Below are 25,150 nucleotides of genomic sequence, written 5' to 3'. Positions count from 1 at the left end.
TGCTTTGAAAGCGACTTTGTATAATTGCACTTATGTATAGTCAGTGAAAAGTAATATTGATACCTCACGCACTGTTGATATCCATTTTTCTTGCTTGCTGTGTCTACGCTGACAGAGGCTATAAAAAATTGATATCAGCAATAAGGTCGCGTTTTTAGGATATTTTGACTATAGTTTAGTTTTTCTTTAGCGAAGAATGCTTATTATCCTTGCAAGAAGGGCATTATCGTTCTCAGTGGCATTATGGGATGCGTTATATTCAATTGATAATAAAAGGTTGGAACTGTGTTAAATTCGACTACTGCCACATCTGAATGGGGTTATTTAGCTGATGAATTGGTTTGTTATCTGCAAGCAGCTGCGTCAGAGATTGTTTTACCTAATCTCCAAACCATAGAGGCGCGTTATGAGGCTCGGCAGTATCACTATCAGTTGCGACTAGGTAAGCTGCAGCTATTAACGCTCACGGTAACTCTGCCTTCTGAGACGAGCTTGGCTAAGATTGAGTCAGTGCGGATGGCAGCAGTCAAAGCAGCGCTGGCATGGCATAAGAGTTACACCTCTCAAAGTAAAGACGCTCAGCTGCTCAGCTATGAGGTATTGGTCGTCGATATCCAGTTTAGTGAGCACGCTAAAAATAGCATTAACAATGGTGGCGACAATGACAACAGTAGCGATAGTGGTAATAACCGTAATATTGAAAACAATAGTGATTTTGAAAGTAATCGTCAGCCAAGTAAGTTGCCCAAGCGTCTAAAGCATGAGTTTGCTGCGCGCTACTTTATGGAAGATTTAGTCGTTGATATGAGTGACAGTGGTCAGCAACTTCAAATATTCAGCTGGCATGATTGGTGTTCGATAATGCTAGCGTTGCAGACACCATGCGAGCTATGGCGGTTTTTGGGATATCATCTAGAGCAGCTACAGCAGTCGGTATCTAGTCACATCGCGAGCTTTGAGTCCGAAGAAAGAATTATCAGGCAGTTTTTAAGCAGTGTATCTTTATTTAACCACGCTATCACGGTCGATAACGCGCTTATCAAATACGGTATTCAGCAAGCGCCCAATTCTGCATTGATAGCCATGAGCCTAGCGCAAAAGAATCAAAGCAAAACGGCACCGATGTATGAAAAACATATGGCGCAGGCCGCGACACTTTGGTCGCAGCTTAGTGCGCAGATGATTCATACGGTCAGTGCAGAGCTAAAAGCTAAGGCAGATAAAGAGTCAATAACACCCTCATTTTCTGTTTGGCAGCAGCAACTCTTAGATGAGTCTTTGTTTTCGCGGCATGAGCTTATCCGCACTTTATATAGACACCCAAAACAACAGCAGGCGTTGCAAGAAACTGGCTATGTAGTACATCAGCATTCGTATGAAAATCTCGGTCGGCATTATGTGCTGATATTCTATGGTCAAGATGGGCAGGGGCAGAATAGTAAGGCGGCTATTCAGCCAAACTTACAGCAAATTGCGCAAGATGTTGCCACGCGGCTACCGATGGCTGAGCTGCATCACGTCATTGTACTTGGTATAGACTTTATCTCTGAGGCAGGCGAGACCTTTATAGATATCGATCTGTGGATTCAACCTATGAATAGTATGACCCAGCGCGAGCGTCAACTTACCAAGCAAATACAGCGCCTTAAACAACAAGGTACTGAGCAGCCTACGAGCAAGAAATTGACGCAGCAAGCAAACGATTTGCCTCAAGTTCGTCTCAACCTTTCTATTCCCGCCCGCAAAGATAAACCATAAATAGTGGCACGCCTTGGTAATTAGGTAAATGCGTAGGCGTTCAATCTTAAAAAGTATAGTTGAATCACTATAAAAAAATACAGTGCTGCTGGGATGAATTTTGTGCAGCCTCTGTCAGCGCAGACACAGCACGCAAGTAAAATTTATACCAGTAGCACTGGTAATATTAGCGTATCGGTTTTATGTCGAATTGACTACATCTATACAACTATTGAAATAACCAACACGAACCAATATAGTCAATGGAAAGTAATATTGATACATCAGCAATACCGTCGCGTTCTTAGGATGTTTTGATTATATCCACAAAAAAAGACAGCCTAAGCTGTCTTTTTTCATGCAAAATTATACTGTCATAAAGACTTATTTATTAGTGTTGTCGATAAGACCACTACCAGGTAATAAATCATTATCTGTCTGAATTCCAGGAGTTCTAGTCGTTCCAACATCAGTAGTATCTACAGGGTCAGTACCAAGTTTTGTGGTATCGACTGTATCTGTACGTAAGTTAGTTGCCGAGGTAGTTGGTGCACTCGGCGTATTCTCACGAACTGAATCAGCAACTTTGTCTTGCGTCGATGAATTAGGCGTCAAAGCAGACTTCGCTTTTGCTTCAGTACGCTCTTTGTCCATTTTATCCTGCATCTTGCGGAGGAAACGTGCTGCTGCTTCTTGACCACCAAGACCGAATGATAGAGCAAAGGCAACTGCAACGGCACCTAGTGTTAGACCAAATGCTAGGTTAACGATAGAGTCAGCAATACCCATCGCTTTTAGACCCATGGCTAGTACCAAACCCATGATTAATACACGTACGATGTTTGCTAAGAACTGTGAGCCTTGCTCAGAGCGCTCAACGACACCAGCAATGATATTGGCAAGCCAAAAACCGATGAATAGGATAATCGCGCCCAAGATGATGTTGGCACCGAAAGCAATAAACATCGCGATGATAGCTGAGATAGGCTCAAAACCTAATAAATCAGCGGCAGCGATAGAAGCGAATAACATCGCAAAGAAGATGATCGCATAGCTAACGAGGTCTGAAACTTTCTTATCGCCCATCGTTTCTTGCAAGCCAACTTTGGCAGGCAATTGGTTGATCTGAGTGTTTTCGATCAAGCCTTTGATGATGTTAGCGACCATACGTACCACGTAGAAAGTCACAACGAGGATAGCAACTGCCATAAAGATATTTGGCAACGCTTCCATGATTTTGTTCAGCATGTTCGTCGCAGGACGAGCAATCACTTCGATTTTTAACGCATTTAATGCTGCGATAATCGTTGGGATAATCACAACTAAAAAGGCTAATGAACCCGCAATATTAGGTAGGCTGTTTTGTTCGCTTAAACCTGCTTTTGTTGCCAGTTTTTGCACATCAAAAGTAGAAACAAGGTTGGTCACAATGCCGCGTACTACTTTAGCAATGATATAACCAACGACAAACACAACACCAGCAATTAAGATGTTCGGAATAAAGCTGAAGATTTTATCAACCATATTAGTCAATGGTGCAAATAGACCATCAAGCTCTAATTGACCCAATACCATGGTTAGAACAACCAATAAGATGAACCAATAAACCATATCAGCAATTGTGCTGCTCATTGGTTTGACGCCAGCTTGTGCACTTAAACGCTCATCCATTGATGTTTTGGCCAATGCAGCATTGATCGCTGTGCGGGCAACAGTTGCCACTACCCAACCAATCACACCAAGGGCGATAGCACCGATAAGGTTAGGGATAAAGGCCAATACTTGGTTGACCATGTTTGCAAATGGTGCCGAAATAGAGTTCAAGTTCAATTGGCTAAGAGCCCCTGAAATTGCGATGATAAAGATAAACCAAAAAACAATCTTAGAGATAATACCCTCTAGATCGTAGGTTTTACCAGTGGAAGAGTTCATGCGTTGGTTAAGGTTCACTTTAGACAACACACCACGTACCAACGCCGCGATACCTAGTGCCACGAGCCAGCCAATAATAAATATCAAAATCGCGCCAATGATAGAGCCGATGGGCCCACCAAGATAACCGTTAAAAGATGTAAACATTGGATTCATCTTATCCTCCTTTAATCATCATACATGAGCCACAAAATAACAAGAATAGCTGGCACAATTGTCATGTACCCAGCACCGTTATTATTCAGCAAAACCATATAGATGGTAATTATAAATAGTATTTTTAATTTAAGTTATACAGGGATATTATAATGACTGAATCAGTAATACTATTATGGTAAACATAGGCTTGCGCTGGTGATACATTTGTGCTGCGCAGCGCTGCTACCGATACCTAAACATATATTAGTAAAACTTACGTTCAGTTACTTATCACCTTAACTAATTTAGCTTAGCTGATGTATTGATAGATTTAAAGACAGAAAGCTTAACCTGTTACTATATTTGTGTGATAACTTGTTATTTTTATGATAAATTTTAACACAGACTGTACATTAGCCCGATAATTTTATCCTAACCGTGGCTCCTAAAACTAAGATTTGTTATTATAGAAATATGTGACATCTCGCCACTATTCTTACAATTTGAGAGTAATATATGAAAAAAATCACCACTTTAAGCGTTAGTGCACTTGCTAGTGCTATGTTATTAGTTACCGGTTGTAGTACTAATAATGGTAATCAAGAAACTTCTACCCAAAGCGTTTCAGTCACTGAAAAAAGCCCAGCCAATGAAAAAGTAGGTTATAGCTTGGGCTATATGATGGCTGAAGGTAACAAAGAAGCGGTCGGTGATCTAAATCTTGATACCTTTGAAAAAGGCTTCCGTGATGGTTATGAAGGCAATGATTCCGCATTGACGCAAGAGCAAATGCAAGAAGTATTGATGACCTATCAAAAAGAGCAAGAAGCGAAGTTTGTCAAAGATATGGAAAGCAAAGCGACTGACAATAAAGCTGCTGGTGAAGCATTCTTAGCGGCAAACGCGAAAAAAGAAGGCGTAAAAGAGACGGCTTCTGGCTTACAATATAAAGTCATCACCCCAGGTACTGGTAAATCACCAAAAGCAACTGACGTGGTCGAAGTAAACTACGAAGGCAAATTGATTGACGGTACGGTATTTGACAGCTCTTATGAGCGTGGTGAGCCAATTGAGTTCCCACTGAATCAAGTCATCGCTGGCTGGACCGAAGGTCTACAGTTGATGAAAGAGGGCGGCAAATATGAGTTTTATATCCCATCAGACATCGCTTATGGCGAAGCGGGCAACTCAGGTATCGAGCCTAACAGCACATTGATCTTTACGGTTGAGCTGTTAAAAGTAAAATAATGCGTTATTAGACTTTTAACCTATAGTGGTTATAAGAAATAAGAAAGCCCTCATAACTATTATGAGGGCTTTTTCGTGTGCGGTAATTAAGTGAGCTTTTAACGACTTAACCTAGGCGCTGACTATAGAGATTTCGGTGCTATAGCGTTTTTTGGAACACTTTAGAGTTACGACCGTTATTATATTTTTCACGGCGCGCTTCTGGTAAAGCGCTTGCCTCAACTTCCGCAAAGCCTTGCTCAACGAACCAATGCGCGGTACGAGTGGTCAGAACAAATAACTTATGCAGACCATGGCTGCGTGCTTGCTGCTCTAAAAATGCTAGCAAGTCAGCACCGCGGCTACCGCTACGATATTCAGGATGAACCGCGACACAAGCCACTTCTGCAGCATCCGCATCTAATGGATAGAGCGCTGCACAGCCCAAAATCATACCATCACGCTCAATGACACTATAGTGATCAATCTCTTGCTCTAAGCGTTCGCGCGAGCGGCTGACTAAGATGCCTTGTTCTTCTAATGGCGATAACAGCTCAATAAGTCCCACGACATCGTCGATATCTGCGCGGCGAATCTCTTCATAAGGGTCGTGGCTAATGAGCGTACCAGAGCCATCACGGGTGAATAGCTCTTCCAATAGCGCGCCATCTTTGGCGTAAGAGATAATATGGGTGCGATGGACACCTTGGCGACAAGCGTTACTGGCGCAATTTAAGAAGTAGTTAATCTCACAGTTTAAGTCCCGATCCCGTAAGAAGCGATCGACTTCGTTTGGAATCATCTCGCGTAGCAAGCGGTCATCGTCATTGATGCCGGCTTCTTCACCCAAAAATATAAGCTTGTCCGCGCCAAGTGCCACCGCAGCGCTCAATGCTACATCTTCGGCGAGTAAATTAAAGACTTCACCTGTCGCCGAATAACCCATTGAGCCTAAAATCACAATATGATCGTGGAGTAGGTTATTTTTAATCGCCTCAACGTCGATAGAGCGCACTTCACCGGTCATCTGATAATCGACACCATTACGAATGCCATAGGGACGAGCAGTGACAAAATTGCCCGAAACGGCATCGATGCGCGAGCCATACATGGGTGAGTTGGCCAGTCCCATCGACAGCTGTGCTTCTATCTGTAAGCGGATGGCACCAACGGCTTGTAAGATAGAAGGCATCGCCACACGCGGCGTCACTCGAATGTCTTCATGCAACGGCGAGGTGATATCAGTCCCTTGCAGGTTCTTTTCGATCTGCGGTCGTGCTCCATGTACCAAGACTAGCTTGATACCCAAGCTATGTAACAAGGCAAAGTCATGAATAAGCGTGCTGAAATTCGAATGATTGACCGCTTCACCACCAAACATAATCACGAAAGTCTTACCGCGATGGGTATTAATGTAGGGGGCAGAGTTGCGGAACCAATGAACGTATTCAGGATTAATCTGTGGCATGGCGCTAGTAGTCATAATAGGAGCAATAGTAGTCAGAATAAGAAAAGGGGCGTGACAAAAGATACCTGTCGCTAAAGAATTACCATAGCAAAAAACGCCGTTATGAGCTATCTTTTATTTCAGTAGCGTTAATCAATCTTTATAGTAGATTGACGATATACACAACCTCAACACGCGGTTAGTGTACCTACAAACGCTTTTTGCTATGCTAATCGCTATTGCTTTACAGACGGCTAACGCAGATAATCAATAAAAATAACCGTTATTAGTACTCAGTGTATACGATGATGACTGGTCTATCTATAGCCAGAGATGGTAGCCATTAAATACATTGCTTATATAAAGTCTCATCTATTCAAATCGTCAAAAACTTAAGACGTTAAAACGCAATGTTGCAGCGATAAGTTTTATATTAAAAAGTATTCAGAAGTCAGTGCTGATAAAAAAGCATTAACAAGACAGTATTACTAAGAAGGTATTAACAAGACAGTCAAGTTTTGCCAGCTACGTTTTACCGATACATTAACTAGGGATAATGAAAGTCATGAAAAAAAGTAACCATCTTGCCAATCCTTTTAGCGCTTTTAGCGGCCACCGCTTGTTTCACGTGATAGCCGGTACGCTTGTCGGTGTTATGGCTGTCACCCAAGCATCAGCGATGTTGCCGACGCCAGAGCAAGCGATCGATACTTCAGTTGCTGTGCAGTCCAACAGCAATCAAGCAAGCACCAATAGCGGTAACTCTACCGTGCAAGCCGTTAATAGCAAAATTACCGCCTCGCTGATTAGTGTTGATGCCAATGGTCAAGAGGTCTTGGTGCCGGTTAATGCCAATACGCGTTTGCAGTCAGGCAATGTCTTAGAGTATCAAGGGTATTTTACCAATACCAATGCTGATCGCGTCCGTAAAATGACGGTCACCATGAGTATCCCTGAGCAAGTAGAACTATTGCGCGCGGTCTCTCCTGACTTTCCCTATGGTAGCACCGATGGCAATACTTTCGCCCGTATGCCGCTACGTGGCAAAGTAGACAACCAACTGCAAGAAATCCCATTGAAATACTATAAATCGGTACGCTGGGATATCGAAGGGGTTGGCCTTAATGACACCGTGGCAGTGAAATATCGCGCCCGCGTTAAATAAATTTGCTTATTAATTGATGCCGTCTGTTTAAGCAGAATTGATCTAGCTAACAGTAAAAAGCACCACGGTTTATGACTGCGGTGCTTTTTTAATGGCTGAAATTCTAGGGCGTGTCCTCATTTTAAAAATGGTGATAAAAGTGAGGTCAATTGCAGTCAAACAAGGAAAATAGCGCAGATAATATCGAGACATTACGCACTGCTGATATCAATTTTCTTTGCTGTAATGTACCTGCGCAGACAGAGACGACAAAAAATTGATATCAGCAATACCATGGCGTTTTTAGGGTATTTTGATTATATATCGTTATAGAGTCGCATATTTACTCTTTGATTTTTCTTTAATTAATTGCTTAATCGCAGTGATTTGCGGTGTGGTGGCTTGCGCGCCAGCCGTAATAAGGGCACTACGTTGACTGGTATCTAATGAGCTAATATGACCCACATCAGGGGTAATGACGATGTCAGCGCGTCCGCGTTCATTGCGTATCGATGCGCTGTGTTTGGCGTCTGCATAAGCAACGTTGGAAGTGTTATTAGGTGCTACATTAGAGGATAGATTGTTTTCAAGTAATGCCCAAAAGCCACTCAATGAGGTGATAGCAGGTAAAAGATTGTTCGTTACGTTCTTTTTGCTAGTAGGCACTGTCACGTCGACAGCGATGATGATATCTGCCCCCAAATCACGCGCGCTATCGACAGGCACTAAGCTGACCACACCGCCATCAATATATTTTTTGCCAACTTTTTCGGGAATACGCGGGGCAATAAAAATATTGGGCACGCTACAAGACGCTTGAACGGCAAGTCCAGCATCTCCCGTGCTAAAGACCGCTTTTTTTAGTGTGTGCTTCTCAGCCGCGACCGCAGCGAAGTGTATGGGAAAAGACTCTATAGGGCGTCCGCCAACTTTGGTATTAATAAAGTTTTTGAGTTTGATACCTTCTATAAAGCCTTGGTTGGATAAGGTAAAGTCCGTCAATTCGCTATCAGTGGTGGTCAATGCCAAGCGCTCAAGCTGTGCTGGCGTGTAACCGCTAGCATATAGACTACCAACCAAGCTGCCGACGCTAGTGCCAACGACCAAAGTTGGTTTGATGCCGTTTGCTTCTAACGCCTTAATTACGCCAACATGCGCAAAACCTTTGGCACCGCCGCCGCCCAATACTAATGCAACTTTTGGTGCATCTGCTATGGGTGCTACTGATGTTGGTGGCGGTGTCAGCGTGCTACAAGCGTTGATACTTAGGGACAATATGGCAAGCACACTGATACGCAGGAATATCAAATGATGATAAGATTGAGGCAGTAAAGTGGGCGCAAACATAAAAAAGACCTTATAAAATCATCATAAGTTAGGGCATTGGTTGATTGTTTATACGTTTAATTCTTGAGACATTTATTTATCAAGCAAGCTATTTATCGATAAAGTTTCTTATCGGTAAAGTTGCTAATCCATAAAGGATAGATTGGATGTATGTCTCCACAAAGCATCACAGCATCTAGACGCAGTATTACTAAATAGCTTAGCATAATCAATCATATTGTCAGTTATAATGAGTCTGACTCAGTATTTTTATAGCCAGTTGATTATCATCGCTTTTATAGGTCGTAAGTAGTATCAGAGTGCCTAATAAACTATTTTGCACTTACGCAATGTAAAACCAATATCGTTAGGATTTTTGATGCCCATATCGGTTAGTCACGCTTCAGCTCCTTCCTCAACTCAGTCAGCCGCTCATGGGAGATCTGAGCAGCCTATGTCGGCACTCGATATGCCAGTGACGGCGCTGGCAGGTGTTGGCTCCAAGGTTGCCGAGCAACTGGCACAGTTGAGTATTGTGCGAATCTTTGATTTGCTACTGCACCTGCCACGAGATTATGAAGACCGTAGCCGACTGGTATCGATAGCAGACGTGGGGCATGGACAAGCAGCGTTAATCACTGGGCGCGTGGTACACGTCGATGTCAAGCGCAGTGGCATGACCGTGATTATAGATGATGACACTGGGACGATATCTTTACGGTTTTTTAAAGTCTATCGAGGTCTGGCGCAGACCATGAGTTTGGGCACGCAATTGCAATTGTTCGGCGAAGTAAAAGTCAGCCGTTATGGTAAGCAGATGCATCATCCCGAGTATCAAATCATTACTGATAGCAGCGCCATGACCAATACTGGGTTGCAGCCCATTTATCCTAGTGTCAAAGGCTTGCATCAGAATAAATTGCGTACTTTGATTAAGTTGGCGCTACAAACTGTGCGCAGTCAAGGTCTACCGATGACGCTGTTTACCAATGAGGATTTTGCCATGGTCGCTGATTTACCGTTAGCGCCCTTTGAGCCTACTAAATCAGCAATTGTAGAAGATGATTTTCCGGACGATATTTTTTCAACGCTTGCCCGCAGTGTGCCTGACAATTCGATTAATAATAGTGTCAATAAAACCAGCCCTTCTACTTATAGTGCAAATAATGAACCCCATACAGCCGCTGCTAGTATTGCCAATAGTAATGTCTATAACCTGACGATATTTGAAGCCTTAGTGTTATTGCACACGCCGCCCACTTATACCGATGCTGGTCGGCAATATCAGCTGCTCACTCAATTAAGTGCTCGTACTCATGCGGCATGCCAGCGATTAATCATTGAAGAGTTAACCGCGCATCAACTCAGTTTGTTATATCGACGTCAGCAATTACATCAGCATAAAGCACCTAAATGTGCCGCTCAAAGCCCGCTTGCGGATAAGTTGTTTGCCGCTTTACCCTTTGATTTAACAGGCGCACAGCAACGGGTGATGAAAGACATCACAGCTGATATGGCGACTTCTATTCCGATGTTGCGACTGGTACAAGGCGATGTGGGCGCTGGTAAAACGTTGGTCGCGGCAGGTGCGGCAGGCTATGCGCTCGACAGTGGCTGGCAAGTGGCGGTTATGGCACCCACAGAGATTTTAGCAGAGCAGCATTTGGTCAATTTTAAAAACTGGTTTGAACCCTTAGGTGTTGGGGTCGGCTGGTTGGCTGGCAAACAAACCGCGAAGCAGCGCCGCGAAGCATTAGAGGCGGTGAGTGAGAATACGGTGCAAATAGTGGTTGGGACTCATGCGTTGTTTCAAGAAACAGTACAGTTTGCCAAGTTGGGCTTGGTCATTATCGATGAGCAGCATCGTTTTGGCGTTGAGCAGCGTATGGCCTTGACCAATAAAGGCGTAGCCAATAGCACGCCGCATCAGCTGATTATGACGGCAACGCCCATTCCGCGTACGCTGGCGATGAGCGTCTATGGTGATATGGATACCTCTATCATTGATGAGTTGCCACCCGGTCGTACACCAATTACGACAGTGACCATTGACCGTAATCGCCGCGATGAGGTGATTGAGCGTATTGCGATTAATTGTGAGGCGGGCAGGCAGGCCTATTGGGTCTGCTCATTAGTAGAAGAATCTAGTGTGCTGGATGCGCAAGCGGCGGAAGCCACTTATGAAGACCTAAATGAGCGCTTAAATATTCGCATTGGTCTCGTCCATGGCAAGATGAAGTCCGCTGACAAACAAGCCATCATGCAAGCATTCAAATCCGGAAATCTTGATCTGCTCATTGCCACAACGGTCATCGAGGTTGGCGTCGATGTGCCGAATGCGTCGCTCATGGTCATTGAAAATGCCGAACGTTTAGGGTTGTCACAGCTACATCAATTGCGTGGACGCGTCGGGCGTGGTTCGACCAAAAGCTACTGTGTGTTGTTATACCAAAAGCCGTTGTCAGAAACAGGCACGGAGCGCTTAAATGTATTGCGCGACAGTACCGATGGCTTTGTCATTGCCCAAAAAGACTTAGAGCTGCGCGGGCCGGGTGAGCTGCTGGGTAAACGTCAAACGGGCAATGTCGGTTATTATTTGGCCGATCTGATTCGTGATGAGCAATTATTTGCCATTGCCCAGCACCTTGCCAAACACTTAATTGCTGATCCTGCACGTAAAGCAGATGTCAGTCAGCTTATCCATCGCTGGATGCCAGAAGCCAGCCGTTACACCAATGCATAGCAGGTTTTTTATCCGTATAGTCAATCCTATATAAATTAGACTCATTAAGTTTACTACTTGTCTTACTTTCACTCGTCTTCCTTTTACCTGAATTATCTTGAGCCAACCATACTATTATCGAATAATTTATAAAGTTATGTTTTATTACTGTTTATATTTATTAGCTAATATCAATTTATGAATATAAAATATGATTATAATCACCCCACTCTCAACTTTAAAAGTGATTGAAAAAAGAAGAGCACCTCACTAATCTATTGTTTTCGACCAAGAATACAATGGAGTTGTGAGATGCCCATAGACGAATTTATCATCAATATCTATTTAATGGTAGAGCAATATTACAAAATAGTCGTCACCCAGCCCTTGCGAGGTGCAGGTTACGCACCAAAGTTGAGTGATCCTGAGATCATTTGCATGGAGATGGTCGGTGAATTTTTACACCTTGATCAAGACAAACAAATTTGGCAATACTTTACCCAGCATTGGCAAGACTGGTTTCCAGCCATCGGCTCATACCCTAACTTCGCAAAGCACTGCGCCAATCTGTGGCAAGTCAAACAGCAGATACAAGATAAAGTCAGTGAACTTGAGGGCCGTGACAACATCCATTTTATGGATGGCTTTCCGATACCCGTCTGTCATTATGGACGCGCTTATCGGCATAAAAACTATCAAGACTTAGCGGCTTTTAGCTACTGTGCGGCTAAGCAAGAGAGGTACTATGGCTTTGAAGGACATTTGCTTGTTAACTTATCGGGCATGATTAAAGGCTTTACCTTTGCTCCTGCCAATGTTGATGAAAGAGCGGTTGCCCCAGAAATCACCACTCATATTCATGGGCTACTTGGCGCTGATAAAGGGTATATCAGCCCTAGTCTGACATCGTACTACGACGCTCAAGGCGTGGATTTACAAACGCCACTCAGAGCTAACATGAAAGAGGATAGACCCAAACCTGTGGTAAGGCGGCTAATGAAAGCCCGCCGTATCGTTGAAACAGTCATTGGTCAGCTATCAGAACGATTTAATATACAAAGAGTGAGAGCAAGAGATTTATGGCATTTGTCTCATCGATTGATTCGTAAAATCCTGTCACACAATCTGTGCTTTGTACTCAACAAAAAACTTGGTAATCCGCCTCTTCAGTTTGAATTGCTTATTTCAAGTTGAGAGTGGGGTTATAATCAATTGTTTATAGTTTATCTGTATTGCGATAGCTTTCGCTCAAATATTCGCGCTCAAATATCTTAATAAACTAATATTGACTTATTTGTTCGATAATTTCGGTTGATATATGTTCACTACTATGGCAGTTTATGTTGCTGCATCACTACTTGTGACCGTGCTGGTTTGCTAGTATGTGGCTGTTTTGGCGTTTTAGTTAGAACGAAAAGTGGCCAAATAATACTATAGTCGTTGCTTTGATAGCTTCTAACAGGACGTTAGAAAATGGTAGTGTACGTATCTCAACGGTTCGAGAAGTCATCGACCCTGATCAAGATTCCGGCACATTAAGAGCCGTAAATGGGCTGTTAGGTATTTTGCCAGCTGATACGGATCTAGGAGAGTTGGGTGCATCGGGCACAGTCAACGTTAATGGCTTAGAGAGCTGGACCAGTGCTGGTACTGGTTTAGAATCTGATGATGTCGATACGGCAGGTTTGTTGTTCAACTATTATTTTGATGACAACTGGTCAGTAGAGTTCAAAGCGGGCATACCACCAAAAGTAGATATCATGGGTAAGGGTCAGGTCTTCGCCCCCTTTACTGGTGAGGTTAATGCTAGTGGGATAGGCTCGGTATTGCCAGAGTTTGCGATTAAAAAAGACATTCCGATTACGGACTTAGAGCAAGGCAATGGGGTGGCATCAACGGCGCGAGCTTGGCTACCAGCAGCTGGTATACAGTATCAATTTGGCCAATCTGGCGTCAATAAATTCCGCCCTTACGTGGTAGCAGGCGTCATGTATGCCTACTTTAATGATATCGATTTGAATGACGGTATCCGTCAAGACTTGGAGCGTGCTGGCGATCAAATCCAAAATATCAAAGATGGCAAAGCAGGCGCTGCTTTAGAAAATGTAAAATCTAGTAGTGCGATGAAGGTTGATGTCGAGGCCGATAGCGCCTTTGCCCCTATCCTCACTCTTGGTGCGACTTATGACTTTAATGACAGATGGTTTGGCGTCGGCTCTTTGTCCTATGCAAAACTCGATAGCGACACAACTATTACGGTCAAAAACGAAGCTGGCGAAAAACTGACTCGTGCCAAGTCTAACCTTGATATCGATCCATACATTACTTATCTTGGCGTCGGCTATCGCTTCTAATTTACTGGTGATAGATGCTCGAACTTGATTAATGACAACGCACATTCTTAGGGGTGTGCGTTGTGTTATGTGGCTACTTCGTTTTATAGTCAAATTACTATAAAAATGTTACGGCGTTGACCTCGTTTGAAGTATGACCTATACATCTGCACTCGGCTGCCTTGTACTATTTCCAAATTGAACCGACTATATAAAAAACAAGATGACGATTAGATTGTGCTATCCTCAATTATTTTATAGATTATTGCAATAATAAACATCAGCTTAGAGACTGCCTCTACTTTCTGCCATTTTTATTATTACTATCATTTATAGCTATGACTAGGCTTAACAACCTATGCTAATTGTTTTGAATTTTATTATTGCCCGTACTTATAGAGACTTATCATGAGCGATCTTGAAGAAACCAACCCTAAACTATCTCCTGAATCTGAGCTGCCACCATACCGTCAAGCTGACACGCTAGGTAATAAACCTTCGTCAAAGATGCCGCTGTGGTTGTTGCCAGTGCTCGGTATTGTGCTGGTCATTGGTGTCCTGCTCGGAAAATATTGGGGCGCTGGTGATGAGGCGCTCAGCGATGGGTCACCAACATCGGCAAGCACACAAAACGATGGCAAAAATCCGAGCGATGCCAGTACGGAGCAGTCTGTGCTATCGGTAGAAACCGTGATGCCAAGCCAAGATACGATTGGCAATACTTTGAGTGCGGACGGTACCATCAGTGCCAAAGATGTCGCTAATGTCAGCCCTAAAGTAAATGGTGTGGCTATCGAGCAGGTGTTGGTTGAAGAAGGCGATCGGGTCAAAGCGGGGCAAGTCCTGGCGATATTTGATACTGATGCCATGCGGCAGCAAGTCTTGCAGGCAGAAGCCGATGTTGCCGAAGCCGAAGCAACGCTTGCCAATGCAACTGCCGATGCCGCTCGTGTCCTACCGCTGATTGAGATTGATGCCATTAGTAGGCAAGAAGCGGATCGCTATCGTACCTCAAAGCTACAGGCAGAGGCGGCCTTGCAAGCGTCGAAAGCGCGTCTTAGTACCCAACGCTTGAGTGTGAAGAACGCCAATGTGCTCGCGCCAGTCAGCGGTGTTATCAGTGAAAAAATGGCGGAAGTCGGTATGGTTGCTGGAGGCGTTGCTGGAGGCGTTGCTGGAGGCGAGCCATTATTTACCATTATTAAAGGCGGTATTTTAGAGTGGCGTGCGGATATCGATCCTAAGCTGCTAGGCGAAGTGAGTGTCGGTACGCCAGTGCGCGTCAGCTTGCCGGGAGGCGATTCTGTGATGGGGCAGGTGAGCCGTATTGCTCCAACTGCCGACGATAACCGCCAAATTACTATTTACGCCAGTCTCGCTGCTAACTCAAAGGTACGGGCAGGCATGTATCAAACGGGCGAGTTCTTGTTAGGTAGTGCGAGCACTCAAACCGTACCCAATAGTGCGATCGTGAGCAACGATGGCTATGACTATGTGATGCTAATCACCAACGTTATGACGAAAGACGGCAAAACCATGGGCCGTGTCAAACAACAAAGAGTGACGTTGGGCGAGCGCCTCGGTGATAATGTGGCAGTCGCCGAGCCGTTAGCGGCTGACAGTCAGATTGTTAAGCAAGGTGGTAGCTTTTTGAATGATGGGGATTTAGTGCGTATCGTTGATGGGCTGAACCAAATCAATGACAAAACAGGCAAGCAAACGGATGCTACCACCGCGAATAAAGCCGCTACTAACACAGCTACGCAGGCGCGCTCATGAGTTTAAACGTATCAGCTTACTCGATTAAAAACCCTTTAGTGGCTATTTTGCTGTTTGTGCTGCTGACTTTGGGCGGTCTCTACGGCTTTATGCAAATGAAGGTGCAGCAGTTTCCAGATATTGATTTGCCAGCGGTCGTGGTCACGGTGACTTTGCCGGGTGCCGCACCGTCGCAGCTCGAAAACGATATTGCCAAAAAGATAGAAAATAAGCTCACTAGTATTGAAGGTGTCAAGCATATTCGGACGACGCTACAAACTGGGGCGGCCACGATGGTCACTGAGTTTGTCTTAGAAAAAGATATCCAAGAAGCGGTCGACGATGTGCGTTCAGCGGTCGGTGAAGTGCAGGGCGACCTACCAGCAGCGGCCAATGATCCTATCATTACGAAGGTCTCAACTGCCGGATTCCCAGTCGTCACCTATTCGGTGGCTGCTGATAACATGAATGTAGAAGACCTCTCTTGGTTCGTGGATGATACCGTTACCAAGCGTCTCTCTGACATTCCGGGCGTCAGTACGGTAAGCCGGATCGGTGGTTTACAGCGTGAGATTACCGTCGCGGCGGATCCTATCGCTTTGAGTGGGCTAAAGTATTCTATTACTCAGCTGTCGCAACAAATAGCGGGTATTCAACAAGACAGCTCAGGTGGTGAAGCGGAAGTGGGCACAACCACGCAAACCATTCGGGTGTTGGGTGCGGTCGAGCGCGCAGGTGAGCTGAATGATCTGCAAGTAGCTGTACCAACAGGTGGCACCCAAGCGCTTGGGCGTATGGCACAAATCACTGATGGCGCGGCTGATCCAAGCTCTATTGCCAAACTCGATGGACAAACGGTGGTGGCGTTTAATATTACGCGCTCACGCGGCGCCAGTGAAGTTGAAGTGATGGAGCTGGTCGATGCAGAGCTTGCCAAGCTGTCCGCAGACGTCGGCAATATCAATATTGAAAAAGTCTATGACCGGGCCACTCCCATTGCAGAAGACTATCAAGCCTCACTACGTATGCTCATTGAAGGCGGTTTGCTCGCCGTAGTAGTGGTATTCCTGTTTTTAAAGAATATTCGTGCCACCATCGTAGCGGCAGTGGCGTTGCCGCTATCCGTCATTCCTACTTTTTTAGGCATGTATCTGTTTGGCTTTAGTCTCAATATTATCTCCCTGTTAGCACTGTCACTGGTCATTGGCGTACTGGTCGATGATGCCATCGTTGAGGTCGAAAACATCATTCGCCATCTGCGTATGGGTAAGACGCCTTATGAGGCGGCGATGGAAGCCGCCGATGAGATTGGGTTGGCAGTAGTCGCCACGACTTTTACCCTAATTGCAGTATTTTTGCCCACCGCTTTTATGGGTGGTATTGTCGGTCAGTTCTTTCGTCAGTTTGGTTGGACGGCCGCCTTATCAATTTTTGCCTCATTAATGGTGGCGCGTTTGATCACGCCCATGATGGCGGCCTATATCCTACGACCAGAAAAAAAGTACGTCGAAAAACAAAGCAAAATGATGACGTGGTATCTCAAGATAGTCTCATGGACGTTGCAGCATCGCTGGCTCACGATGGGCGCAACCTTGGTCTTGTTTGTGGCCTCGCTGGCATTGGTAAAACTGCTACCGACGTCTTTTATTCCCGATAACGATATTAACCAAACGCGTGTGGCAATTGAGCTTACGCCTGATGTGGCCTTAGAGGATACTGAGCGCGTTGCCGCACTGGCCAGTGCGCGTATTTTAGCCATGCCTGAAGTGACCAATATCTTTACCTCAGTGGGGGAAGCGCAGCAGGAGATGGATTCCGCTTCAAGCGGGGGTAAAGCAGAAAACATCGCTGGCTTGGATATTGTGCTAGCGCCGCGAGCAGAGCGTATCTCTAAACAAGAGATTGAACGAAAAATTAGTAATATGTTGGCAGAAGTACCGGGTGCTCGTTTTACGGTCGGTCTATCGAGCGGCGGTGAGACAGGATATAATTTTTCTTTAACCAGTACCAATCCAGAAGTATTAGAACAGACCGTCCAGCAGATCATGTCAGATATCCGTGCGTTACCGAGTGCTGGATCAGTGACCAGCGACCGCAGTTTGCCGCGTCAGGAGCTGACAGTGACGCCGAACCGATTGGCGATGGCTGATAAAGGGGTGACCACCCAAGATATCGCTACCACGTTACGTATAGCGACCGTTGGTGACTATGAGCAGCGTTTATCCAAGCTGAACTTAGACACGCGGCAGATACCTATCGTGGTGCGCTTGCCAGATATTGCCAAGCAAAATGTCAGCCAACTAGAGGGTTTGTATGTGCCGAATACCCAGCCTGCAGGTCAAGGGGTGCGGGTCGGTGAGGTTGCGTCGCTAAACTTTGGCACAGGACCTGCTCAGATTAATAGGCTTGATAGAGAGCGCGCTATTACGATTACTGTCCAGCCTGCCAGTGGCGAGCTGGGTGATTTGGTGCAAGCGGTCAAAAGTACACCGACGATGCAGCAACTACCATCGTCAATTACTGTCATTGATCAAGGTCAGGCAGAAAACATGGCCGAGTTATTCAGCGGCTTTATTATCGCTATGTCTGTCGGTGTGGTCTGTATCTTAGGCGTGCTTATTCTGTTATTTGGACGTCTGCTACAACCTTTCACCATTCTGATGGCATTGCCTTTGTCTATTGGTGGTGCCTTCGTCGGCTTGGTGATTACCAATAGTAGTCTGTCTATGCCATCGATGATTGGCTTTATCATGCTAATGGGTATCGCTACCAAGAACTCTATCTTGCTGGTCGATTATGCGCTGATTGCACAGCGTCGTGGCATGGCACGTTTTGAGGCAATTATTGATGCCTGTCATAAGCGCGCGCGTCCTATCATTATGACCACTATTGCGATGGGTGCTGGCATGTTGCCATTGGTGTTTGGCTGGGGCGATGCGGATCCTACTTTCCGTCGTCCGATGGCAGCTGCTGTTCTTGGTGGTCTGGTAACCTCCACATTATTAAGCTTAGTGGTGATTCCAGTGGTTTATACCTTGATGGATGATTTGTCAGGCTGGTTTGCTAAATGGCTAATGCCGCATGGCAAAGAAAAGCAGGCAACGATGGAGGAAAAGGTCTAGGGCATACCCTATTGTAGGGCATTAATAGGTCGTGAATGATGACATGATGATGGCGCAAGACAATATTTATTGCTTAAATAGGGTCTTAGCGTCATTATATATGGACAAAGTTGTTGATCACAGCGGACGTGATTGACCTACCATAGACCGCTACAAAGGAATGTCGTTATGCGTCGATTCTCACTACCACCCGTCGTTTTATCTTATCGTAAGCCTCTGGCAGCGCTTCTATTGCTTGCTTTAGGTATCACTAGTAGTCAAGCTACCACCTATAATATCGATCCAACCCATGCCAATGCCCGCTTTGCGATTGACCATTTTGGTACTTCTACCAATACAGGTGGCTTTTACAATATAACGGGTCAGGTAGAGTACGACCCAGAGTCTAAGCTAGGCAATGTCTCGTTGGTTATTCCGCTAAACAGTCTAAATACTGGCAACAAAGAATTTGATAACACTCTTAAAAGTGCAGATTTCTTTGATATTGAAAAGTTCCCATTGGCTTCTTTTAAGTCTACTAAGTGGCATTTTGCAGATGAAAAAGGCAGCGCCGGGGTCACTAAAGTTGATGGCATGCTGACAATGCATGGTAAGACCAACCCTATTACGTTAACAGCAACCAAATTCAACTGCTATTTTAGCTTTATACTAAAAAAATCCGTGTGCGGTGGAGATTTTAAGACGACGCTTGATCGAACCAAGTGGGGCATTAGCAAATATACCTTGTTAGGTATCACTGAAAAAGTTGATTTGGATATTCAGATTGAGGCGGCAAAGCAGTAGATTTCTAGGGCGTGTCCTCATTTTAAAAATGGTCATAAAAATAAGATAAATTGCCGTCAAAAGAGGAAAGTAGCGCAAATAATATCGAGATATTAATCAGCTATTTGACAATGTTTGGCAAAATTTAGCCATTTTTAGTCCATTTAGATACAAGCGTTTGAATTGAGGACACGCTCTAGGCTTAGAAGCAGATTTTTTATGTAACCGTGTGAAGTATATTTGTCATGGTAAGCAGAAAAACCAAGACTTATAGAGTTTTGGTTTTTTTATTGAGTCATTACTTATCGCCAGACTCTTCCTATCTTCCTTATTGGTGCCTACTTAGCTCTTGCATTAGATAGGGCTGCCGTATCCATCATATAGTCAAAATATCCTAAAAACGCGACGATATTGCTGATATCAGTTTTCTTCTATCGTGTGGCAACTCTTCTAACATGAATAATATTCATCTTATATTAAAATTGTATCGTTTTTATTCATGTATTGATTTAGGTATGATTACCACATACAAAAATTTGGTGTTATCTCAGTCAATGAGATTAGGGTAGGAGATTATCATGAGTAAACAATTTACATATTCCATCTCGAGCATTCGTTTTGATGAAAACTATCAGCCAGCAGACAGCACACGTCTGACGACTAACTTTGCCAATTTGGCGCGTGGCGAGAGACGTCAAGAGAACTTACGCAAAACGCTGACTATGATAAATAACCGTTTTAATGATCTCGCGCATTGGGATAACCCAACAGCCGACCGTTATTCCGTTGAAGTTGATATCATCTCTGCTGACTTGGATATCGAAGGCAATGGTCATACATTCCCAGTCATTGAGACCTTAAAAACAACGATTGTGGATCATAAAGAAAACAAGCGTATTGACGGTATGATTGGCAATAGCTTCTCCTCTTATGTGCGCGATTATGACTTTAGCATTGTACTGCCGGAACATTTTGAGAAAAACCCAAAATCGCCACCAGCAGCCGATTTTGGTGATTTGCACGGCAAACTGTTTCAACACTTATTGAACTCAGAGGCCTATCAAACCAACTTTGATAAACAACCTGTGATTTGTCTGAGTGTGTCAAGTAGTAAAGTCTATCAGCGTACTGGCAATCAGCATCCTGTACTAGGGCTTGAATACAAGCAAGATGAGTATTCCTTAACCGATGACTATTTCCATAAAATGGGCTTAACAGTGCGCTACTTTATGCCTGCCGGTAGTGTGGCGCCTTTAGCATTTTATTTCGCGGGCGATTTGCTGAGTGATTACACCGACCTTGAGCTAATCAGTGCCATCAGTACCATGGAGACTTTTCAAAAGATTTACCGCCCTGAAATCTATAATGCCAACTCAACCGCTGGTCACGTATATCAGCCAAGTTTGAAATACCAAGATTATTCACTGACTCAAATTGTCTATGACCGCGAGGAGCGCAGCCAGATGGCGGTGACGCAAGGCAAATTTACCGAAGATGAGTTCATTAAACCATATCAGGCTATTCTTGATGAGTGGGCGGCAAACTATGTAGTGACAAGTGAGACTGTGCAAAAAGAAGCGGTAAAAAAACGCGCGGCTTAATAGACCTTTATCAACCGACATATAAAAAACTAAAAGACTAAAATATAAAAGAGTAACCAATATGGAATTATTATTACCAACCTCAACCGCTGGCAGCTTACCGAAACCTTCTTGGTTGGCAGAACCTGAGAAAATTTGGTCACCTTGGGCATTAGAAGGCGAGCAACTGCTTGAAGCTAAACAAGATGCCTTACGTTTGACATTGCAAGAACAGCAGCATGCTGGGATTGATATCGTCAGTGATGGCGAGCAGACCCGTCAGCATTTTGTGACTACCTTCATTGAGCATCTAGATGGCGTCGATTTTGAGAATCGTAAAACCGTTAAGATCCGTGATCGCTATGAGGCCAGTGTGCCGTCAGTCGTTGGGGCGGTGAGCCGTCAAAAGCCAGTGTTTGTAGACGACGCTAAGTTTTTGCGGGCGCAAACCGATCAGCCAATCAAATGGGCGCTGCCAGGGCCTATGACGATGATTGATACACTGTATGATGGCCATTATAAAAGCCGTGAAAAATTGGCGTGGGAGTTTGCCAAAATTCTGAATCAAGAGGCGAGAGAGCTTGAGGCAGCTGGCGTGGATATTATCCAATTCGATGAGCCTGCGTTTAATGTGTTCTTTGATGACGTAAACGACTGGGGTATTGCCACTTTAGAGCGTGCTATTGAAGGTCTAAAGTGTGAAACGGCGGTGCATATCTGCTACGGCTATGGCATCAAGGCTAATAATGACTGGAAAAAAACACTGGGTTCCGAGTGGCGTCAATATGAGCAAGCGTTTCCAAAATTGCAGCAGTCAAGCATTGATATCGTCTCGCTTGAGTGCCAAAACTCGCACGTGCCGATGGATTTGATTGAACTGATTCGCGGTAAAAAAGTAATGGTCGGCGCTATCGATGTGGCAACCAATACTATTGAAACCCCTGAAGAAGTGGCAGATACCCTACGCAAAGTTCTACAATTCGTCGATGCCGATAAGCTCTATCCCTCGACCAATTGCGGCATGGCACCTTTGCCTCGCGAGGTAGCACGCGGCAAGTTGAAAGCGTTGAGCGAGGGCGCGGCAATCATTCGCAAAGAGCTAAGCGTTTAGCATTTCTTAACAAGCCCTAGCTTGTTTAAGCCCATGAATGGCCTCAGTTATTACTAAACAAACTTATAGCTATAAAATTTAATTATTGTAGGCTGGGTTTTTAACTCAGCTTCTATATTTTTAAAAATACAATGCTGGGTCAAAAACCCAGCCTACAGCTGAGCGCGTTTTAAAAATAATCTGTGATAAATTTAGGACTGAAATTATGATTGAAGCCACCGACTTTAGAGATGCCATGTCGCTATTGACGACTGCCGTTAATGTGGTTACCACAAAAGGTAACTCTGGTATTCATGGGTTTACGGCATCTGCGGTATGTAGCGTCACAGACACACCGCCTACCTTGCTGGTCTGTATGAATCAGACCTCTCGCTCACATGCCCACTTTCTTGAAAATAAAACCTTGAGTGTCAATGTACTAGGCGCACAGCATGAGCCAATATCTAATGCCTTTGCCTCAAAATTAAGTTCGGAAGAACGATTTAAACAGGGCGCTTGGACGCAATTAGCGACAGGTGCGCCTGTTTTAGAGGATGCGCTGGTCAGTTTTGATTGTGAGATTGAGCATATTCAAGAAGTAGGCACACATAGCGTCTTTATGTGTCGTGTAGTCGCCATCAAGCACGCCGTATCACAAGGTGGCACTGATGAAAGTTTGGTGTATTTTAATCGTGCTTACCATCAAGTAGGTCAGATAGAAATCGTTTAAGATAACGTATCTATTTTATTTAGCATCGACTATAAAACTATCCTTTAACCGAGAAGTAACTATCCCGTGGAAATACTCATTTTTTTAATAATTGGGGCGCTGGCAGGTTTTGCTGCAGGGCTATTTGGCGTGGGCGGTGGCACCATCATCGTACCATTATTATTTATTGTCTTTACTCAAATGGGCTACAGCCCTGACAATATCATGCATTTGGCGTTAGGGACATCACTAGCAACCATCATTGTCACCTCTATTAGCTCGCTCATGGCGCATAATAAAAAGGGCGCGGTCATGTGGCCTGTCTTTAAAAATCTCGCACCAGGTCTAGCGCTTGGTTGCTTTTTGGGCGCAGGAATAGCAGGGCAAATATCTGGGCTATATCTCCAGCTTATCGTTGGCGTATTCTTACTTTGGGTCGCTTATAAAATGTTTTTTGGGGGTAAAAAGCAGGTCGCTAGTCATTCTAATGATGTTAATCCAGAACTGCCGTCTAAGCCTAAGCAATTAGCAGCAGGCGGGGTTATCGGTGTCGCTTCTGCCATTTTTGGTATCGGTGGTGGCAGCTTAACCGTTCCTTATCTCACGCGTTATGGCGTGGTCATGCAAAAAGCCGTTGGCACATCAGCAGCCTGTGGATTGCCGATTGCCATTGCTGGTGCGTTGGGCTTTATGATTTTTGGCATGCAGCAGCAAGTCGATGTGCCCAATACCATTGGCTTCGTCCATATTTATGCCTTTTTAGGCATTAGTATTATGAGCTTTTTCACCGCTAAGCTAGGGGCGAAAGTCGCTCATATACTGTCACCACAATTACTAAAAAAATGTTTTGCGTTATTATTAACCGTGGTAGGGTTTTACTTTCTTTATAAAGGGCTGGTTTAAATATTGACGTATTTAAGATGCAAAGTTGATGAACGGAATTATATTACTTAGTGCCGAAAATCATATTTAGCTTAGTGGTCTGTTAATAGGTTTGAAGGGTGAAATAGCTGGTTTCCTTGGGGTATAGCTTAAAGAAGCCACATATATTAGACCCTGAAGAATCTAAGAAATGACCGTTTTTTGAGGCCTCCTTCAAAATTTGGTTTTTGTACGTTGGGCATATTGTCATAACACTTAAGAAGCGTCTGTTCTGGCGTTAAATTTTTATCGTTATGCCAATATACTATTTTTAACCACATAGCCGCTGTAGAGTACTGACCATAGCCTAGCCATGGGTGATCTTCCAAATTAGCTACCAATAATTTTCTACCTAACTCAATCATAGTTGCATCATTATGAACGAGGTTTAACTTATTTTGACAAACTAAATAACCATAGTATCTAGGTGTTATCGTTTTTGTTTTTAACGAAATTTTTTTCTGCCCATGATATTTTTCAAATTCATCAATTCCAGCTTGATAACTTTCTGCTTGGATACATAAGGCTAAATAATTGTCCAAAGCATCTGTTCTTAGTTTCCTTGTTTCGTACCATTTCCCAGAGGTATAGTTATCAACGAAAAGAACCCTAGCATGTTGCCAGTCTTTTTGGCTATCTACGCCTGTATATAACCATTTAGCAAGTGCTAAGTGTTTATATAGGTTATATTTATGGAAAGTTGCACTTTCATAAGGGCCATCAAAAACCTCATTAGTGTCAATAGCCATTTGTAGCCACTCAATGCGACTGGGTAGAATGACCTCATTTTCTGGTTTTAAGCCGACTATCCAATCACCAATAAGCATATTTATACCGCTCAAAGCAACGTTACCCATCGGTCTTTCTGCATCATATTCAGTATTTATCAAGAAATCGATCATTGCAGTTTCTCTTCGTCTCACTGGATTGAATAGCATGCGTTACTCCAAATAAATATTTTACACCATCTCTATTTTTGAATTCGTTATCTCAAATATTATCCAGTACTTTACTTTTAATACCTAGGCAAAGTTTACTACCTTAGATCACTACCTTTCACTATCTAAAATGGGCAGTAGAGAACCCAAAAACCCCTATTGCTTCCATAACGGTGATTATGGTAAATAGGTTGAAAAACGAGTATTTTAATTGTTTTCGACATGTTTATCGTCTTAATAGTAATCTTATATTAAGTCATTTTC

At 44.0% G+C, this 25,150-nt stretch carries 17 protein-coding genes; 13 read left to right on the top strand and 4 right to left on the bottom strand.

Annotated features, from left to right (window positions below):
• Positions 1-285 precede the first annotated feature (285 nt).
• Positions 286-1,758: a hypothetical protein gene (locus tag ACSUPM_RS13480; protein WP_201567165.1), complete on the top strand. Its 1,473-nt coding sequence runs from the start codon at positions 286-288 to the stop codon at positions 1,756-1,758.
• Between the two features lie 363 nt (positions 1,759-2,121).
• Here ACSUPM_RS13480 and ACSUPM_RS13475 read toward each other — a convergent pair whose 3' ends face one another.
• Positions 2,122-3,825, bottom strand: a complete 1,704-nt coding sequence (locus ACSUPM_RS13475) for a mechanosensitive ion channel (RefSeq protein ID WP_101210857.1) — start codon at positions 3,823-3,825, stop codon at positions 2,122-2,124.
• Positions 3,826-4,323: 498 nt separating this feature from the next.
• Here ACSUPM_RS13475 and ACSUPM_RS13470 point away from each other — a divergent pair, with 498 nt between their 5' ends.
• Positions 4,324-5,055 carry an FKBP-type peptidyl-prolyl cis-trans isomerase gene (locus ACSUPM_RS13470; protein WP_025653184.1) on the top strand — a complete coding sequence of 244 codons (732 nt, stop codon included), beginning with the start codon at positions 4,324-4,326 and terminating at the stop codon, positions 5,053-5,055.
• A gap of 139 nt (positions 5,056-5,194) precedes the next feature.
• Here the strand turns inward: ACSUPM_RS13470 and argA are convergent, their stop codons facing one another.
• On the bottom strand, positions 5,195-6,517 hold the full coding sequence (argA, locus tag ACSUPM_RS13465) for an amino-acid N-acetyltransferase (protein WP_101210856.1): 1,323 nt from the start codon (positions 6,515-6,517) through the stop codon (positions 5,195-5,197).
• Between the two features lie 529 nt (positions 6,518-7,046).
• Here argA and ACSUPM_RS13460 point away from each other — a divergent pair.
• Complete coding sequence (locus ACSUPM_RS13460) at positions 7,047-7,646, top strand: hypothetical protein (RefSeq protein WP_025653186.1); 600 nt, start codon at positions 7,047-7,049, stop codon at positions 7,644-7,646.
• Positions 7,647-7,952: 306 nt separating this feature from the next.
• Here ACSUPM_RS13460 and ACSUPM_RS13455 read toward each other — a convergent pair whose 3' ends face one another.
• Positions 7,953-8,972 (bottom strand): patatin-like phospholipase family protein, encoded by a 1,020-nt coding sequence (locus tag ACSUPM_RS13455; RefSeq protein ID WP_201567167.1) that lies wholly within the window; start codon positions 8,970-8,972, stop codon positions 7,953-7,955.
• Between the two features lie 358 nt (positions 8,973-9,330).
• Between ACSUPM_RS13455 and recG the strand changes: the two genes are divergently transcribed.
• The 10 genes from recG (at position 9,331) to ACSUPM_RS13405 (ending at position 23,930) form a co-directional block, all read left to right on the top strand.
• Positions 9,331-11,694 carry an ATP-dependent DNA helicase RecG gene (recG, locus tag ACSUPM_RS13450; RefSeq protein ID WP_227691775.1) on the top strand — a complete coding sequence of 788 codons (2,364 nt, stop codon included), beginning with the start codon at positions 9,331-9,333 and terminating at the stop codon, positions 11,692-11,694.
• Positions 11,695-11,985: 291 nt separating this feature from the next.
• A complete protein-coding gene (locus ACSUPM_RS13445) occupies positions 11,986-12,867 on the top strand; it encodes an IS982 family transposase (RefSeq protein ID WP_436880028.1) in 882 nt (293 codons plus the stop codon).
• Between the two features lie 251 nt (positions 12,868-13,118).
• Positions 13,119-14,027 (top strand): OmpW/AlkL family protein, encoded by a 909-nt coding sequence (locus ACSUPM_RS13440; protein ID WP_227687534.1) that lies wholly within the window; start codon positions 13,119-13,121, stop codon positions 14,025-14,027.
• A 387-nt stretch (positions 14,028-14,414) separates the two neighbouring features.
• Positions 14,415-15,785 (top strand): efflux RND transporter periplasmic adaptor subunit, encoded by a 1,371-nt coding sequence (locus tag ACSUPM_RS13435; protein WP_201575391.1) that lies wholly within the window; start codon positions 14,415-14,417, stop codon positions 15,783-15,785.
• Complete coding sequence (locus ACSUPM_RS13430) at positions 15,782-18,886, top strand: efflux RND transporter permease subunit (protein ID WP_025653193.1); 3,105 nt, start codon at positions 15,782-15,784, stop codon at positions 18,884-18,886. The genes ACSUPM_RS13435 and ACSUPM_RS13430 overlap by 4 nt, the downstream gene beginning before the upstream one ends.
• 168 nt (positions 18,887-19,054) lie before the next feature.
• Entirely contained in the window at positions 19,055-19,669 is a 615-nt protein-coding gene (locus ACSUPM_RS13425) for a YceI family protein (protein WP_025653194.1), read from the top strand.
• A 557-nt stretch (positions 19,670-20,226) separates the two neighbouring features.
• Positions 20,227-21,249, top strand: coding sequence for a DUF1852 domain-containing protein (locus ACSUPM_RS13420; RefSeq protein ID WP_025653195.1), 1,023 nt, complete (start codon positions 20,227-20,229; stop codon positions 21,247-21,249).
• A 61-nt stretch (positions 21,250-21,310) separates the two neighbouring features.
• Positions 21,311-22,339, top strand: coding sequence for a methionine synthase (locus ACSUPM_RS13415; RefSeq protein WP_025653196.1), 1,029 nt, complete (start codon positions 21,311-21,313; stop codon positions 22,337-22,339).
• A 205-nt stretch (positions 22,340-22,544) separates the two neighbouring features.
• A complete protein-coding gene (locus ACSUPM_RS13410) occupies positions 22,545-23,048 on the top strand; it encodes a flavin reductase (RefSeq protein ID WP_025653197.1) in 504 nt (167 codons plus the stop codon).
• A gap of 66 nt (positions 23,049-23,114) precedes the next feature.
• On the top strand, positions 23,115-23,930 hold the full coding sequence (locus ACSUPM_RS13405) for a sulfite exporter TauE/SafE family protein (RefSeq protein ID WP_201575389.1): 816 nt from the start codon (positions 23,115-23,117) through the stop codon (positions 23,928-23,930).
• 146 nt (positions 23,931-24,076) lie between these two features.
• Here ACSUPM_RS13405 and ACSUPM_RS13400 read toward each other — a convergent pair whose 3' ends face one another.
• Positions 24,077-24,886 (bottom strand): hypothetical protein, encoded by an 810-nt coding sequence (locus ACSUPM_RS13400; RefSeq protein ID WP_201575387.1) that lies wholly within the window; start codon positions 24,884-24,886, stop codon positions 24,077-24,079.
• Between the last annotated feature and the right edge of the window lie 264 nt (positions 24,887-25,150).

It is taken from the genome of Psychrobacter okhotskensis (assembly GCF_965638355.1).
Lineage (GTDB): Bacteria > Pseudomonadota > Gammaproteobacteria > Pseudomonadales > Moraxellaceae > Psychrobacter > Psychrobacter okhotskensis.
The sequence above is the reverse complement of the archived record's forward strand: the minus strand, read 5'-3'. Positions and strand labels throughout refer to the sequence as shown.